At 63.7% G+C, this 16,004-nt stretch carries 15 protein-coding genes; 11 read left to right on the top strand and 4 right to left on the bottom strand.

Features of this window, described 5'->3' with window-relative positions; genetic code table 11:
- Positions 1–27: 27 nt before the first annotated feature.
- Together DU490_RS00970 and DU490_RS00965 are read right to left on the bottom strand one after the other, a co-directional pair.
- A complete protein-coding gene (locus DU490_RS00970) occupies positions 28–2,898 on the bottom strand; it encodes an insulinase family protein (RefSeq protein ID WP_181869917.1) in 2,871 nt (956 codons plus the stop codon).
- Positions 2,898–3,581 (bottom strand): SOS response-associated peptidase, encoded by a 684-nt coding sequence (locus DU490_RS00965; RefSeq protein WP_114572467.1) that lies wholly within the window; start codon positions 3,579–3,581, stop codon positions 2,898–2,900. Before DU490_RS00965 ends, DU490_RS00970 begins: the two co-directional genes overlap by 1 nt.
- Before the next feature lie 168 nt (positions 3,582–3,749).
- Between DU490_RS00965 and DU490_RS00960 the strand changes: the two genes are divergently transcribed.
- Both DU490_RS00960 and DU490_RS00955 read left to right on the top strand, forming a co-directional pair.
- On the top strand, positions 3,750–4,367 hold the full coding sequence (locus tag DU490_RS00960; RefSeq protein ID WP_114572466.1) for a TetR/AcrR family transcriptional regulator: 618 nt from the start codon (positions 3,750–3,752) through the stop codon (positions 4,365–4,367).
- Between the two features lie 32 nt (positions 4,368–4,399).
- Entirely contained in the window at positions 4,400–5,113 is a 714-nt protein-coding gene (locus tag DU490_RS00955; protein ID WP_114572503.1) for a 1-acyl-sn-glycerol-3-phosphate acyltransferase, read from the top strand.
- Here the strand turns inward: DU490_RS00955 and DU490_RS00950 are convergent, their stop codons facing one another.
- Positions 5,114–6,403, bottom strand: coding sequence for an HlyC/CorC family transporter (locus tag DU490_RS00950; RefSeq protein WP_114572465.1), 1,290 nt, complete (start codon positions 6,401–6,403; stop codon positions 5,114–5,116).
- A 74-nt stretch (positions 6,404–6,477) separates the two neighbouring features.
- Positions 6,478–7,278 carry an inner membrane protein YpjD gene (locus tag DU490_RS00945; protein WP_114572464.1) on the bottom strand — a complete coding sequence of 267 codons (801 nt, stop codon included), beginning with the start codon at positions 7,276–7,278 and terminating at the stop codon, positions 6,478–6,480.
- A 317-nt stretch (positions 7,279–7,595) separates the two neighbouring features.
- On the opposite strand from DU490_RS00945, the gene ffh reads away from it, so the two are divergent.
- The 9 genes from ffh (at position 7,596) to thrC (ending at position 15,989) form a co-directional block, all read left to right on the top strand.
- Positions 7,596–9,014, top strand: coding sequence for a signal recognition particle protein (gene ffh, locus DU490_RS00940; protein WP_114572463.1), 1,419 nt, complete (start codon positions 7,596–7,598; stop codon positions 9,012–9,014).
- A 257-nt stretch (positions 9,015–9,271) separates the two neighbouring features.
- Positions 9,272–9,520, top strand: coding sequence for a 30S ribosomal protein S16 (rpsP, locus tag DU490_RS00935; protein ID WP_066451671.1), 249 nt, complete (start codon positions 9,272–9,274; stop codon positions 9,518–9,520).
- 23 nt (positions 9,521–9,543) lie between these two features.
- A complete protein-coding gene (rimM, locus tag DU490_RS00930; protein WP_114572462.1) occupies positions 9,544–10,101 on the top strand; it encodes a ribosome maturation factor RimM in 558 nt (185 codons plus the stop codon).
- A gap of 29 nt (positions 10,102–10,130) precedes the next feature.
- Positions 10,131–10,892 (top strand): tRNA (guanosine(37)-N1)-methyltransferase TrmD, encoded by a 762-nt coding sequence (gene trmD, locus DU490_RS00925; RefSeq protein WP_114572502.1) that lies wholly within the window; start codon positions 10,131–10,133, stop codon positions 10,890–10,892.
- Positions 10,893–11,052: 160 nt separating this feature from the next.
- A complete protein-coding gene (gene rplS / locus DU490_RS00920; RefSeq protein WP_114572461.1) occupies positions 11,053–11,409 on the top strand; it encodes a 50S ribosomal protein L19 in 357 nt (118 codons plus the stop codon).
- Between the two features lie 157 nt (positions 11,410–11,566).
- The gene (gene xerD / locus DU490_RS00915; RefSeq protein WP_114572460.1) at positions 11,567–12,469 is read left to right on the top strand and encodes a site-specific tyrosine recombinase XerD; all 903 of its coding nucleotides are present in this window, start codon (positions 11,567–11,569) and stop codon (positions 12,467–12,469) included.
- Positions 12,470–12,472: 3 nt separating this feature from the next.
- Positions 12,473–13,228, top strand: coding sequence for a DsbC family protein (locus tag DU490_RS00910; protein WP_114572459.1), 756 nt, complete (start codon positions 12,473–12,475; stop codon positions 13,226–13,228).
- Between the two features lie 50 nt (positions 13,229–13,278).
- Positions 13,279–14,595, top strand: a complete 1,317-nt coding sequence (locus DU490_RS00905; protein ID WP_114572458.1) for a homoserine dehydrogenase — start codon at positions 13,279–13,281, stop codon at positions 14,593–14,595.
- Between the two features lie 5 nt (positions 14,596–14,600).
- Positions 14,601–15,989, top strand: coding sequence for a threonine synthase (gene thrC / locus DU490_RS00900; protein ID WP_114572457.1), 1,389 nt, complete (start codon positions 14,601–14,603; stop codon positions 15,987–15,989).
- The last annotated feature ends 15 nt before the right edge of the window (positions 15,990–16,004 follow it).

Here is a 16,004-nt window from a genome sequence, read left to right as displayed (position 1 = left end):
CATGGTGAGAAACCGTGGTAATGCCAGTCAGTCGTCGGCCTCGGGCATGGGCTCCAGGTGTCGTGTCAGGTCGGCCACGTCGCTGGCTTCGTCGCCTGGATCGTAGCTGATGGTGACGGTTGCAGATTCACGCACTTCGGGCCAGGCCCGGCGCAAATCGTCGGCGCTGACATTGAGTACTCGTGCGGCGAGGCGCTCGCGCCGGTCGAAGTCGGTATCGCCATAGGAGAGCGCGCGCCAGAGCCGGTTGGTCCGCCCGGAGAGACTGGTATCGCGCTGCAGCAGGTTGTCGTGGACCGCCTGTCGGTATGCCGTGAGGCCGTCTTCTTCCAGTGTGCCCAGCCGCTCCCCGAAGGCCTCCAGGAAGGCGTCGATATGTTCCAGGATCGCGTCGCTGGGGGTGTCCGGCGACTGCACCAGCAGGCTAAGTCCGGGTGCGTCGAGCAGCGGCGAGTAGCCGGCACTGACGACGTAGCCGAGTTGCTCCTCGGTGCGCAGACGCTGAAAGAAGGGTGTGTCGATCAGCTGGCCGAGCACGGCGAGTTGCGCCTGGCTCTCGAGCGAGCGGTCGCTGCCCTGCAGGTAACGCAGTACCAGCGACTCCTCGCGTGAGGTCACCGGATGCAGCGTCGGCAGACCCGCCGCGATGCGCAGCGGTGCCAGGTCGGGAATTGTCTCCTTCGCTGCACGCGGCTGCAGCAGCTCGGCGATCTGGCGCCCCTCACGTGTGGCCAGCTCCTGGTCGAGGTTGCCCACAACCAAGGCTTCCATGTACAGGTCGGAGAGGAAGGTGTCACGAAAGTCGCGCAATGTCTGGAGATCAAGCTCCCGGCTGGCTTCCAGCAGGTCATCGGTGGGCCACTGGGGGCGTATCAGGGCCTCGGTCAGCGTGCGCTGGGCCTGGCGGAAGAGAGCAGCCTGGGGGGCGTTGCGCCACTCCCGCTGAAGACGATAGAGCGCACGCTCGAAGCTGGATTCGTTGATCTCTCCCTGCTGGAGCTGCGTGAGGGTACGCTGCATGACGCGTTCCTGGCGGTCGCGCCAACCAGAAAAGGAGAGGGTGATGCCGCGGGCATGAGCATAGGCCTCGGCATGGTGGCCGGCCAGGCGTGCCGCATAGAAATCCTCGTTGAGGCTGTCGTCCAGCCAACCTGCCAGCAGATGTGCCAGGGCCGCTTGCCGCGGACCCGAGTCGGCATCCGGATGCTGCAGGCTGATGCGCCACTCCGCCTTAGGGGTGTTGAACGTGGCGTCGGCCATGTGCCAGAGGGCGAGGCTCGGCTCGTCCAGCAGTTTAGAGGGATGTTCGTGCTGTTCGACGAGCAGCGTCAGGTCTTCGGCGATGAATGGGTTGGGCTCAGGCAGGGCCAATCCAGCCAGAGCCTCCACCGCCGTCGGGCTGGTGTCGCTGACCTCACGCCAGGGTGCATTGAACCAGGGCGAGGTCTGTTCCCCTTCGACATCGGGTGCACTGTAGAGACGCAGCAGCCGGTCGGGGCGTAGCTCGTCGAGATAGCGCTCGACCAACTCGCGGTCGAAGCCGTCCATTCGGTAGGCAGCATACTGCACATCTTCCACGGGGAAGCGGGCCAGGTTCATGGCCAGTCGCATGGCGCCCTGCAGCGGCGAGCCATGCTGCTGAAAACGGAACTGCTGTTCGGCCAGTCGTGCCTGCTCGTCGTAACGCCACGCATCGAGGCCTGAGTCACGTATCTGGTCGATGGCGGCAAACAAAGTTGCCTCGATTTCGTCGAGCCGCTCGGCGCCGCCAGGCGTCAGGCTGATGCTGACGGTGAACAGGGCGTCGCGCTCATCGCTGCGACCAACTCCGGCGGAGAGTCCATCGGCCAGCCCGGCATCGCGCAGCACCGCCAGCAGGCTGCCCTCTCCCTCGTGGCCCAGCAGGTGGCCAAGATAGTCGGCGGGCTTGTGCTCGTAGTACTGAGTCGGATCGGGCACCGGGAACATGAAGCGGACATGGTGGCTGTCCCTGACCGACTGCATTTCCAGCCGCCGGGGCAGACCCTCTTCCAGGACCAGCGACTCCTCGATCACCGGGCGCTCCAGCCCCCGGTCGGCGATATCGGCGAAGCGCTCAATGACCATGGTCTCCAGTTCATCCAGCGAGAGCGGTGCGACCAGGGCCAGGTGCATGACGTTGGCGTCGTAGTAGCGTTCGTAGAAGTCGATCACCCGTTGGCGCAGCGTGGCCTCTCCCTCGGGCGGGTCGAGTGTCTCGCGGCTGCCGACGGAGAACCTGACGCTAGGGTTGTCAGGGTTGAGCACCTGGTTGAGCACATCGATTGCGCGTCGCCCATCGTCGCGGATGCGTGCCATGTATTCCGAGTGTACGATATTGCGCTCGCTCTCCAACTGGTCGGGATTGAACAGCGGTGTCAGGAAGAATTGGCTGAAACGATCCAATGCGCCGGTCAGGGCCTCGGGCTCGATTTCGAAGAAGTAGTTGGTGTCCTGGGATGCGGTGAAGGCGTTGTGGCTCCCGCCATGGCGGCGCAGATAGCCCTGGTAGGCATCCGCTTCGGGAAAGGGTTCGGTGCCGAGGAACAGCATGTGCTCCAGAAAGTGGGCCAGCCCGGCCAGGTCGTCCGGGTCCTGGGTGCTGCCTACGCCCACATTCATCGAAGCGGCCGCGCGGTCTGCGTCGGGGTCGCTCACCAGCAGGGCGGAGAGACCGTTTTTCAGCGACAATACCCGGTAGCCCCGCGTGTCGTGAGGGCTGACCTGGGGAGTGACGACGTCGGTGGCCTCGGTGTCGGGGCTCTGCTCGGCAGGCTGGGCGGCGACGGTTGTGGACAACAGCGCACCCGTCAGCAGCAGTCCGGCCAGCGAAGCTGCCCGGTGTCGTAGTTCCTGGTGGTAGGTAGCAAGACTGGACATCATATCTCCTGATCACTCCAGCGCAGCATGGGCCCGGTGGGATGCGCGCAGGTTGGGTCCTGGTTCTTGGGATCGTTCACTCGTCTAGATACCGGAAAAGCGCCCAACAGTTCCCTTGGGGAGGGGCGAAGCAGGGCCTTGGCTGTCGAGAGTGGCGTCTGTGGGTCGAGCCAGTATGCGCTATCTTCGGCGGCGATCACCGCAGGAAGCCTGTCGCTGAGAGGCGCCAGGAGGCCATCTACGGGCACGGTGATCAAGGCCATGGAATCGGCATGTTCGCTGAGACTGGTATGGTAACGACACCACACGCCGGCCAGCATCATGGGGCCGCGGTCGACACGGGTGATCAGGTAGGGCTGCTTGAAACGCGGTTGAGGCTTCCAGACATAGACGCCACCCACCGGGACCAGGGTGCGTCGTGCGGCGAATGCCTCACGGAACATGCGGCGCGACTCCAGCGATTCGGCGCGCGCGCAGTGGGGGGCGTGGTCGAGCACGGTCAACCATGGGGGTGTCAGGCCCCAGAAGACCGGCGACAGGCGGATGGTGCCGCCCTCAAGGCGAATGTGGGATACCGGCCGTCGCGGTGACAGATTGGCCGTGGTGATCAGTGGGGCGTCATGGCACAGGTCCGGCAGTAGTCGAGCAAGATCGAGGGGGGGAATGAACAATCGACCGGCCATGGTATCTCCGCGAGTCGGGCAGTCAGGATAGCCAAGTCGAGCGAGGCTGAAAAGGGCTTGACGTGTAATGGTCGAAAACAGTGTTCGATGTGCGCTATCCTAAGTCACCCGAAGCATGGCAGCTTCTACGCCATGCTCACGAGCAGACCACCGCCTTGCGAGGAATTCATGGCCCGTCCCCGACAGCATGCGCCCGAGGCGCTACATGCCCAAGTCATGGCGGCAAGCGAAGCCTGGTTGCAGGGCAATCCCGTGCATACGCTGTCACTGCGCGCTCTGGCGCGTGAGGTCGGTTGTGCGCCAAGCACGCTGCTCAAGCTTTACGGCAGTTTCGGCAACCTGTTGCAGCATGTGAACATCGAGACCCTGGCGCGACTGCGCACGGTGATCGAGCCCTTGACCGAAGGCACCTCTCCTGAGCGGCAGCTTAACGCTTTGGCACTCGCCTACTGGCAGTTCGCCCAGCGTGAGCCCTATCGATGGCAGCTGCTGTTCGATTACCCGCTGGCCCAGGAGGGCGAGCTCGACCAGCGTCAATCCGACATGATCGAAGCCCTGTTCCTGCGGGTCGAGGAGAGCCTCAAGGAATATCAGCCGGAACTGGGAGACCTGGAGGCGCGGCGGCTGGGGCGCACCCTGTGGGGCAGTGTTCACGGCTTGGTGCAGCTTGGCCTCAATGAGCGGCTGGGTTACTGGCAGGGGCAGCAGCTAGAAGTCGGTGAGCTGCTCGACCAACTGCTGGTGACCATTCTTGCAGGTCTCAAGAACAGGTCCAATATCACGTGAAACTGGCCTTCCTCGGGCTCTTTGGCACCTTGATGGCGGCGGGTGCCTGGCGTGTCGCCCGCACGCCAAGACCGGTCATTCGTCGGCTGATCTATCTGCTGATTCACTGTCTCTATCGCTTGCGCTTTCGCGGGCGGCGCTTCATACCGGCCAAGGGTCCGGCGGTGGTGGTCTGCAATCATGTCAGCTTCATGGATGCGCTGGTGGTCGGAGGTTCCAGTCCTCGCCCGCTGCGCTTTCTAATGGACAAGCCGATCTACGACTCCCCCAGGCTGAACTGGCTGTTCCGTCTGGTAGGTGCGATTCCGGTGGACTCCGATCGGCATGATCCAGGCGGCGTGCGTCGGGCGCTGGAAGAGGTCAGCCGGGCGCTTCGCAACGGCGAAGTCGTCATGCTGTTTCCCGAAGGTCGGCTGACACCGGACGGCAACATGCACGCCTTTCGACGCGGGCTGGAGACGATCCTTGCGCGCGATCCGGTGCCGGTTATTCCGGCGGGCCTGGCGGGTCTTTGGGGGTCTTGGACTTCCCACTGCGATGGGCGGGCCCTGTCCAAGTGTCCCCGACGTTTCCGCGCCCGAGTGGCGCTCTACTTCGGCGAGCCGGTGCCACCTCGCTTGGCACGGCGCGACAGGATGGAGGCCCAGGTGCGGGCGCTCAAGGCCGAGGCCGACGGCTGGGCCTGCTCTGTTAGTGAGGGCTCTGTCAGTAAGGACTCAGGCTACAAGCGCTCGCGCGAGAGCTGATCATTCCTGCTGCCGGCGGACCGCACGCGAGGGTTGTGGCCAGCAACGTGCCGCGGTGATCAGGTTGTCCTGCACGTCGATGATTTCCATGCGAATGAGACCGATCTGCAGGCAGGCGGGTCCGTCGGGAAAGGATTCCAGGTGCTCGAGGATCAGGCCGTTCAAGGTCTTGGGTCCGTCGGTAGGTAGTTGCCAGCCGAGCATCCGGTTGATGTCGCGGATGTTGGCGGTGCCGTCGATGACGTGGCTGCCATCGTCCTGACGATGGATGTCCTGGTCCTGTCCCGCCACGTCGGTGGTGAATTCGCCGACGATCTCCTCGAGAATGTCCTCCAGCGTTACCAGTCCTTCCACGTCGCCATATTCGTCCACCACGATGCCGATCCGTCGCTTCTGCTTCTGGAAGTTGAGCAGTTGCGTGTGCAGCGGCGTCGACTCTGGAATGAAGTAGGGCTCCCGCGCCTCCTGGACGATGGAGGCCTTGGTCACCTCGTCCCGGGACAGGAAGCGGGCGGCGTTGCGCAGATGCAGCATGCCGATGATGTTGTTGATGTCGCCCTTGTAGATGGGCAGGCGCGTGTGCTGGCTGGTGCGGATCTGGGTCAGGATCGCCGTGAGTTCGTCGTCCAGGTCGATCCCCACCACTTCGTGGCGCGGCACCAGGATGTCGTTCACCGTGACGTTTTCCAGGTCGAGAATCGACAGCAGCATGGCTTGGTGACGATGGGGGATCAGAGTGCCCGCTTCGTGGACCACGGTGCGAAGCTCGTCACGGGTCAGGCTCTCACCGCCCCCTTCGATGCTCTTGACCCCCAGCAGCCTGAGCAGGCTGTTGGAAATGACGTTGACCAGCCAGACCAGTGGATAGAGCAGCTTGAGCAGTGGCTCCAGGGCGCGTGAAGCGGGGTAAGCGATGCGTTCCGGCTTCACTGCGGCATAGGTCTTGGGTGTGACTTCGGCAAAGATCAGGATGGTGATGGTGAGTAACGAGGTGGCAACGGCCGGCCCGGTGACTTCACCGAAGTAGTGGATGGCGATGATGGTGGCGATGGAGGCCGCCAGGTTGTTGACGAAGTTGTTGCCGATCAGGATCACGCCGATGAGTCGATCCGGGCGAGCCAGCAGGCGGATCACGCGGCGGGCACGGCTGTCTCCGCTGTTGGCCTCGTGGTTCAGCCGGTAGCGGTTGATCGACATCATGCCGGTCTCGGAACTGGAGAAGAAGGCAGAAAGACAGACGAGTAGGAAAAGCAGGCCGAACAGCAATCCCAAAGGGAAGTCGTCGCTCAAGTCGAAGGGTCCTCGCTGACGTGTCAGCCACGTTTGTAGGGATTCGGCCTTACAGTGTCAAGGCGACCTACGATTCAAGTGCGATTTAGAATGACCTCCAGCACGAACTTGCTACCAAAATAGGCCAGCAGCAGCACCGAGTATCCACCCAGCATCCAGCGCATGGCCCGCATGCCGCGCCAGCCCAGGATATGATGGCTGATCAGCAGGATGGCGAAGATCACCCAGGCAGCCAGGGAGAGGATAGTCTTGTGCGCCAAGTGCTGGGCAAACATGCTCTCAACGAAGATAAAGCCGCTGACGATTGCTAGGGTCAGCAGGATCATGCCGGACCAGATCAGCTCGAAGAGCACCCGTTCCATGGTGGTCAGCGGCGGTAGTACCTGCACCACCCCACGGGTGTGGTGGTGCCGCAGCGCCTTGTTCTGCAGGCCCAGCAGCACCGCCTGGAAGGCGGCAACGGCGAGCACGGCGAAGGCTAGTGCCGAGCTGATGGCATGCAGGGCGATGCCCGGCGTCATGCCCTCGGTGCGCTCAGGGCTGGGCAGCCCGACCGCCAGCAGCAGGGCCAGGCCGGACAGAGGGAAGATGCCCACCGCCACGTTGAGCACCGGCTTGGCCATGCTGACGGCCAGCAGCAGGATCACCATGATCGCTGTCAGGAACACCGCGCTGGTCGACAGTCCCGGCATCAGGCCGGGGGTCTGGTCGATCAGCTTGAGTGCGACGGGAAGGTGGAAGAGCAGGCCCAGCAAGCCGAGGGCGCGGACCAGCGCGGGGCGCTGCGGAACGCGTCGCAGCAGAGTGAGTCCCTGCCAGGAGGCAGCGCCCAGATAGAGGATGAAGGCCATGATGGCCAGAGGAAGCGCCTGCATCAGTTGCCATCCGTGCGCCGTTGCCGGCGTCAAAGCATCTCGAAGGTGAAAAAGGAATTTGTTGACGTCACTATACCCAATTCGCGCATCGCCGCACAGCCATGGCGGCGGCTCCATGGAGACTGGCGGCCACAAGGCGTATAATTTGTCGTCAATAACTCTCGACCGCTATTTTCAACGACTGTTTTACAGTATTGCGGGCAATGCGGGATGCTTGGCGAGCGTGACCGATCGTCGCACGATGGAATTCCAAGCGACGGCCGGGTGGGTTGCCAACCTTGCCAGTATCCCTGCCAGTATCGTAGCCGGAGTGGCCCATGTTCCAGAATCTCAGCGAGCGTTTATCGCAGACGCTCAAGTCCATCAAGGGTCAGGCACGCCTGACTGAGGACAATGTCAAGGACACCTTGCGCGAGGTGCGCCGCGCCCTGCTCGAGGCCGATGTCGCCCTGCCGGTGGTAAAGGGCTTCATCGAGCGAGTGCGCGAGCGTGCCGTGGGGCAGGAAGTGTCGAAGAGCCTCTCCCCGGGCCAGCAGTTCGTAAAGATCGTCCAGCAGGAGCTGGAAGCGACCATGGGCGAGGCCAACGAGGGGCTTTTGCTCAAGGGCTCGCCCGCCGTAGTCCTGATGGCGGGCCTCCAGGGCGCGGGCAAGACCACCTCTGTGGCCAAGCTGGCGCGATACCTGCGTGAGCGTGAGAAGAAAAAGGTGCTGGTGGTCTCTGCCGACGTCTACCGCCCGGCGGCCATCGACCAGCTCGAGACGCTGGCCTCCGAGGTAGGGGTCGACTTTTTCCCGTCTCGCTCCGACCAGAAGCCGGTGGACATCGCCGAGGCGGCGCTCAGGCACGCCAAGATACAGTTCCATGACGTGGTTATCGTCGATACCGCCGGCCGGTTGGCCATCGACGAGGCGATGATGGCCGAGATCGCCGAGCTGCACCGTGCCTGCCAGCCGCAGGAAACCCTGTTCGTGGTCGACGCCATGACCGGCCAGGATGCCGCCAATACGGCGAAGGCGTTCCACGAGGCGCTGCCGCTGACCGGTGTGATCTTGACAAAGGCAGATGGCGACGCCCGCGGCGGTGCCGCACTCTCAGTGCGTCATATTACCGGCAAACCGATCAAGTTCATGGGCGTGGGCGAGAAGGTCGACGCTCTGGAACCCTTTCATCCGGACCGGGTGGCCTCGCGTATTCTCGGCATGGGCGACGTGCTGTCGCTGATCGAGGAGGCCGAGCGCACCGTCGACAAGGACAAGGCCGAGCGTCTGGCCAAGAAGGTCAAAAAAGGGGATGGTTTCGATCTCGAGGACTTCCGTGACCAGCTCCAGCAGCTCAAGAAGATGGGTGGCATGGGGGGGCTGCTCGGCAAGTTGCCCGGGATGGGCCAGATGGCCGAGATGGCGCAGGGTCCCGGCCCGGAGAAGGAGCTGGGCAAGCTGGAAGCGTTGATCAACTCCATGACGCCCAAGGAGCGCCAGCGCCCCGAGATTATCAACGGTTCGCGCAAGCGGCGTATCGCTGCCGGTGCCGGCCTGCAGGTGCCTGACCTCAATCGCCTGCTCAAGCAGCACAAGCAGATGCAGAAGATGATGAAGAAGGCGGGCAAGAAGGGCGGCATGCAAAAAATGATGCGCGGCATGTCGGGCATGATGGGTGGCGGTGGTCCCGGCGGCATGGGCGGCATGGGTGGCCCCGGCGGCATGGGTGGTCCGGGCGGATTTCCCCGCCGTTGAGCCGGTGTTGGCCGCTGGCGGTAAAAGGATTGTCGGTCGGGCTTTCCAAGGCGGGCTGATTTCCGTAGAATGCTGCGTCTTCATGGCAGGACCGGGCATCAGTCCGCCTGCACGCTTGATAAGCAACAGTGACCGAATGACGCGGGGGTGGGTCTCATGGCCCGCTTTCCGAGCAGGATGCCGACGTTTCCGGCCATTAGTCGGAGTCGGCACGCATCGGTATTAAACGTAACCTCAACTGAAGGACAGTTAACGCCATGGTTACCATTCGTCTGGCACGTGGTGGCGCCAAGAAGCGTCCCTTCTATCACCTGACCGTGACCGATTCGCGCAACGCTCGCGATGGCCGCTTCATCGAACGTCTCGGTTTCTTCAACCCCATCGCCCGTGGCGGTGAAGAGCGTCTGCGCGTCGATCTGGATCGCGTCACTCACTGGCAGAGCCAGGGTGCACAGCTGTCCGATCGCGTGGCCGAACTGGTCAAGGAAGCCCGCAAGCAGGCCTGAGCCTGCCGCTTTCCGGTGACGTCATGAGTGAGCAAGCCGAACGCATCGAATTGAATGACCATGTGGTGCTGGGCAAGCTGACCAGTCCCTATGGCGTCAAGGGGTGGCTCAAGGTCTACTCCCATACCAACCCGATGGACGGCATCCTGGAGTACCCCGAGTGGGTGTTGCGGCAGGACATCGCTTTGACCCGTCATCGCTTGTTGCAGGGTCGCCGGCACGGCAAGGGTCTGGTCGCACTGCTGGAAGGCGTCGACGGCCGTGAGGATGCTGAGCACCTGGCCGGCGCCGAGATCCTGCTGCCCAAGTCGGCACTGCCTGGTCTGCCCCGTGGCGACTATTACTGGCATCAACTGGAAGGGTTGCTGGTAGTGACCCGGGAAGGTGAGGTGCTAGGGCACGTTCACTACCTCTTCGAGACCGGGGCCAACGACGTTCTGGTGGTCAAAGGTGACCCGGAAGGCGAGCCGACAAGCATCGACGACCGTGAGCGTCTGCTTCCCTACTTGCCCGACGAGGTGATCGTCAAAGTGGACCTGGCGGCCGCGGTCATGACCGTGGATTGGGATCCGGCATTTTGACGGCCGAGACCATTTACAAGGGCTCGGCGATGTGGGTTGGGGTGGTGTCGCTGTTTCCCGAGATGTTCGATGCCATTACCCGGCATGGCGTAACGGGGCGGGCGGTCAGCCAGGGTCGTGTGGCGCTGGAGTTCTTCAATCCCCGCGACCATGCCATCGATCGCCATCGCACCGTGGATGATCGCCCCTACGGTGGTGGCCCCGGCATGCTGATGAAGGTCGACACACTGCGTGCGGCCATCCATGCTGCCTGCGACCGGGCCGTTGCGGCAATCGGTCAGCGGCCTCGGGTGATCTACCTGTCGCCCCAGGGGCGCCGGCTGGATCAGCAAGGTGCGCATGAGCTGGCCTCCGGTCCACCTCTGGTGGTGGTGGCCGGGCGCTATGAAGGAATCGATGAGCGGGTGGTCGAGAGCGACATCGATGAAGAGTGGTCCATCGGTGACTATGTGCTCAGCGGCGGCGAGCTGCCGGCCATGGTGCTGATCGACGCCGCGGCCAGGTTGGTTCCCGGCGTGCTGGGGCATCAGGACTCCGCGGTGGAGGATTCCTTCAACGAAGGGTTGCTGGACTGCCCGCACTACACGCGTCCGGAAGTGATCGATGGCCGGCGGGTACCGGATGTCCTGCTCAGCGGGCATCACGGTGAGATCCGGCGCTGGCGGCTCAAGCAGTCGCTGGGGCGGACCTGGCTGAGGCGGCCAGATCTGCTCGAGGGCAGGACGTTGAGCCGCGAGCAGCAGGCGCTGCTCGAGGAGTTCATCGAAGAATACGCGCTGGCCAACAGGTAGCTGTCTACCAGGTTGTCAGGGCGGAGGTGCAGGGCACCGGCTTCTAGTGAGCCGTGGGCCTGCGTCACCCATTACCTCCCGCGCTCTCGAGTCAGGCTCGAGCGCCGGGATCACGCTTCGCCACCGAGACGGTGAAGCCATGTTATCGAGGAGTCATGTCATGAGTAGCAAGAACAAGGTGATCCAGGCGCTTGAGACCGAGCAGATGGGCAAGCAGGTGCCGGACTTCGCTCCGGGCGACACCATCGTCGTTCAGGTCAAGGTCAAGGAAGGCAGCCGTGAGCGTTTGCAGGCCTTCGAAGGCGTAGTAATCGGCAAGCGTAACCGTGGCCTGAACTCCGCCTTCACCGTGCGCAAGATTTCTCATGGTGTCGGCGTCGAGCGTACCTTCCAGACCTACAGCCCGCTGGTCGAGTCCATCAGCGTCAAGCGTCGCGGCGATGTGCGCCAGGCCAAGCTCTACTACCTCCGTGAGCGCAGCGGCAAGTCAGCCCGCATCAAGGAAAAGCTGGGCTGAGCTGGGAACCTGGACGATCGGTCGAATCCGACAGGCTCCTGGCCGACTGAAGGCGCACCCGCGCGGGTGCGCCACCTGCGAAACCCCGTCACCGCTCGCGCGGGACGGGGTTTCGTTGCATTGGGGCCAAGCGCCGGTACCACCGGGGGGAGCCTGCATGCCGCACATCGATGAATCTCATGTGCTGATTGATACCTTTCTCGATGCACTGTGGCTAGAGCGTGGGGCGAGCGACCACACGCTGACGGCATACCGCCATGACCTGGAGGCCTGGGTCGTGCGCCTGGAGGAAACGGGGGGATCCCTGCTCAATCCGGGCGATGCGACGCTGCCCGCCTGGCTCGATGAGCGGCGGGCGGCCGGCTATCGCCTGCGCAGCAATGCGCGCCTGCTGTCCAGCCTGCGAAGCTTCTATCGCTGGGCGCTGGCCGAGTCACGTACCGAACATGACCCGCTGGCGGAAGTGCGTCTGCCAAGGGTGCGGCCGAACCTGCCTGACACCCTGGAAGAGGCGGAGGTGGAGCGACTGCTGGCGGCACCCGACCTCACCACGGACCTGGGCCTGCGCGATCGGGCCATGCTCGAGGTGCTCTACGGCTGCGGCCTGAGGGTCTCGGAGCTGGTGGGGTTGACCGTGGAAGCGGTCAATCTGCGGCAGGGCGTGGTTCGTGTGCGCGGGAAAGGGGACAAAGACCGGCTGGTCCCGCTGGGGGAAGAAGCCGTACACTGGCTGTCACGCTATCTGCGCACGGCCCGCGGCGCGCTGATGGCCGATGTGACGCGGCCGGCACTGTTTCCCGGCAGGGGAGACGGTTGTTTGACCCGCCAGGCATTCTGGCATCGCATCAAGGCCCATGCCCGGACCGCCGAGATCGGACGTCCACTGTCGCCCCATACGCTTCGACACGCCTTTGCGACGCATTTGTTGAATCATGGGGCCAATCTACGTGTCGTACAGCTGCTGCTCGGTCACAGTGACCTGTCGACCACTCAAATCTATACCCATGTCGCGCAGGCTCGACTCGAAGCCCTGCACGCCGACCACCATCCTCGAGGCTGACTCATGAACGCTCTATCCCGCCGCATTGCCAGCAACTTTTTCGCCCTGACGTTAACGCTGACCGCCCTGACCCTGTCCACCAGCGCTTTGGCAAGCGAAGTCGACCGATTGGCTGAACGCCTTCAGGTCGGTGGCCAGCCCATGCCGGTGGCCAGTATTCGCGACACGCCCATAGACGGCATCTACCAGGTGCGCCTGGAGACCGGTGAAGCCTTTTACAGCGATGTGGAGGGGCAGTACTTCCTGGTGGGCGACCTCTACGAGAACAGTGGGCAGGGCCTGGTCAACCTGACCGAGCAGTCCCGCAATGACGAGCGAGCGGCGCGCCTGGCCGGCGTGGCCGACGCAGACCGGGTCATTTTTCGCGACACGACCGAGAGCCGGGTGGAGATCGTGGTCTTTACCGATACCACCTGCCCCTACTGCCGTCAGTTCCACGACGAAGTGCCCGACCTCAACGCGATGGGAATCGAGGTGCACTACCTGGCCTTTCCGCGTACCGGCATGAACGGTGAGGGCGCGCGTCAGCTGCAACAGATATGGTGTGCGGACAATCGCAGCGAGGCGATGACGTCGGTCAAGCGTGAGGAAGCCTTTTCGGGGACCGTCGACTGCGACAATCCGGTCGAGGCACAGTATCATCTGGGCATGGAAGTCGGCGTAAAGGGCACACCGGCCATCGTGCTGCCCGATGGCCGCATGGTGCCGGGCTATGTGCCCGCCGAACGCCTGGCCGCTATGCTCGGCCTCGACGGCTGACAGGCACTGACACATTCAGCGACATTGAAACACAACAAGGGAGCGTGACATTGAAACCGGTGAGAGTGGGAATCTGTGGTCTGGGTACCGTAGGTGGCGGTACCTTCAACGTGCTGACGCGCAATGCCGATGAGATCGCGCGGCGTGCGGGTCGCCCGATTGTCGTCGAGCAGGTGGCGCATCGCAGCCTGAACCCGGAGTGTGACCTCACCGGTACCAAGACCACCACGGATGTCTTCGAGGTGGCTCGCAATCCCGACATCGATGTGGTGGTCGAACTGGTGGGAGGCTACGAGCTAGCTCGCGAACTGGTGCTCGCCGCCATCGCAAATGGCAAGCATGTGGTCACCGCCAACAAGGCATTGATCGCCGTGCACGGCAATGAGATCTTCAAGGCAGCCCACGAGCAGGGCGTCATCGTCGCCTTCGAGGGCGCCGTGGCGGGTGGCGTTCCGGTGATCAAGTCGCTGCGCGAGGGCCTGGGAGCCAACCGCATCGAATGGGTGGCCGGCATCATCAACGGCACCGGCAACTACATCCTGACGCACATGCGCAGCGAAGGGCGCGCCTTCGAGGACGTGCTGGCCGAGGCCCAGGCGCTGGGCTACGCCGAGGCGGACCCGACCTTCGACGTCGAAGGTATCGACGCCGCCCATAAGCTGACCATCCTCGCCTCCATCGCCTACGGGGTGCCGCTGCAGTTCGAGAAGGCCTACACCGAAGGTATCTCACGGGTCACCTTCGATGACGTGGAACAGGCCGACTTCCTCGGCTATACCATCAAGCACCTGGGCATCTCAAAGCGGACCGATGCCGGCCTCGAGTTGCGCGTGCATCCGACGCTAATCCCCAAGGAGCGGCTGCTGGCCAACGTGCACGGGGTCAAGAACGCCATCGCCATCATGGGCGATGCCGTGGGGCCGACACTCTACTACGGGGCCGGTGCAGGGGCTGAGCCAACCGCGTCGGCGGTGGTCGCCGACCTGCTCGACGTGGCCCGTGACATCGCCACCGACCATCACTATCGAGTGCCCTACCTGGCCTTCATCGGCATCGGGGACGACGACGGCAGCATGCCGATCCTGCCCATGGAGGATATCGTCACCGCTTATTACCTGCGCCTGTTGGCGGTCGATCGTCCCGGCGTGCTGGCGCGGGTGGCGACCATTCTTGCCGAGCAGGGTATCTCCATCGAAGCACTGGTACAGAAAGAGGCCACCGAAGGGGAATTGGTGCCGATCATTCTGCTGACCCATCGCACCCGCGAGAAGAACATGAACGAGGCGATCCGTCATATCGAATCCATGGCCGACATCGCCGGGCCGGTAACACGGATCCGTGTGGAATCGCTGGACGAGCAGGAATAATCGCCATGCGCTATATCAGCACCCGCGGGCAGGCGCCTGCGCTCTCCTTCGAAGAGGTCGTGCTCACCGGCATGGCCAACGACGGCGGCCTCTACGTGCCGGAAACCGTGCCTCAGCTCTCACGGGAGACGCTGGCCGAAATGGCCGGGCTCTCCTACGCCGAGATCGCCTTTCGCGTCATGAAGCCGTTCGTCAACGGTGAGATCGACGACGAGACGTTCCGGGGCATCGTCCACGATGCCTATGCCACCTTCAGCCATGATGCCGTGGTTCCGCTCAACCAACTCGATGCCAATCACTTCCTGCTCGAGCTATTCCATGGGCCCACGCTGGCCTTCAAGGACGTCGCCCTGCAGCTGCTCGGTCGGTTGCTCGACCACTTCCTGGCCAAGCGCGGCGAGCGTGCGGTGATCATGGGCGCCACCTCCGGCGACACCGGCTCGGCGGCCATCGAGGGCTGTCGTCACTGCGACAACCTCGACATCTTCATCCTGCACCCGCACAACCGGGTCTCCGAGGTGCAGCGTCGCCAGATGACCTCGGTGCTGGCCGACAACGTCTTCAACATCGCCATCGAGGGCAACTTCGACGACGCCCAGGCCATGGTCAAGGCCAGCTTCGCCGACCAGGGCTTCCTGAACGGCACCCGGCTGGTCGCGGTGAACTCGATCAACTGGGCGCGGATCATGGCCCAAATCGTCTACTACGTGGCCTCTGCCGTGGCGCTGGGTGCGCCCCATCGCCAGGTAAGCTTCTGCGTGCCGTCAGCCAACTTCGGCAACGTTTTTGCCGGCTATATGGCCTATCGCATGGGGCTGCCGGTCAAGCAGTTCATCATCGCCACCAACGCCAACGACATCCTGCACCGCACGCTGACCGCCAACGACTTCTCCAAGCAGGAGCTCAAGGCGACCCTGGCGCCCTCCATGGACATCGTGGTGTCGTCCAACTTCGAGCGGCTGCTGTTCGAGGCCTACGAGCGTGATGGCGACGCCGTGCGAGGCCTGCTCGAGCGTTTCCAGTCCGAGCCCACCGCGCTGGCCGAGGCGCCGTTGGCCAGGCTGCGCAAGCTGTTCGCCAGCCACAGCGTCGACGACACCACCATCCTCGAGGTGATCCGCGAGGCGCATCATCGCACCAAGGAGGTTCTCGATCCGCACACCGCCACCGGCTACCGTGCCGCCGAGCGGGCCCGGGCCGATGCCGAAACGCCGATGATCACCCTGGCCACGGCCCATCCGGCCAAGTTCGCCGAGGCGGTGGTCAAGGCCGGCTTCCCCGGGGTGCCGCTGCCGCCGCATATGGACGACCTGCTGGAGCGGGAGGAGCGCTACACGGTGCTGCCGGCGGAGCTGGCCGAGGTGCAGAAGTTCGTGGTGGAAAACCGCCGGTAAAGACGTTCGTTGGCC

It is taken from the genome of Halomonas sp. DQ26W (assembly GCF_003339685.1).
GTDB lineage: Bacteria > Pseudomonadota > Gammaproteobacteria > Pseudomonadales > Halomonadaceae > Halomonas.
The sequence above is the reverse complement of the archived record's forward strand: the minus strand, read 5'-3'. Positions and strand labels throughout refer to the sequence as shown.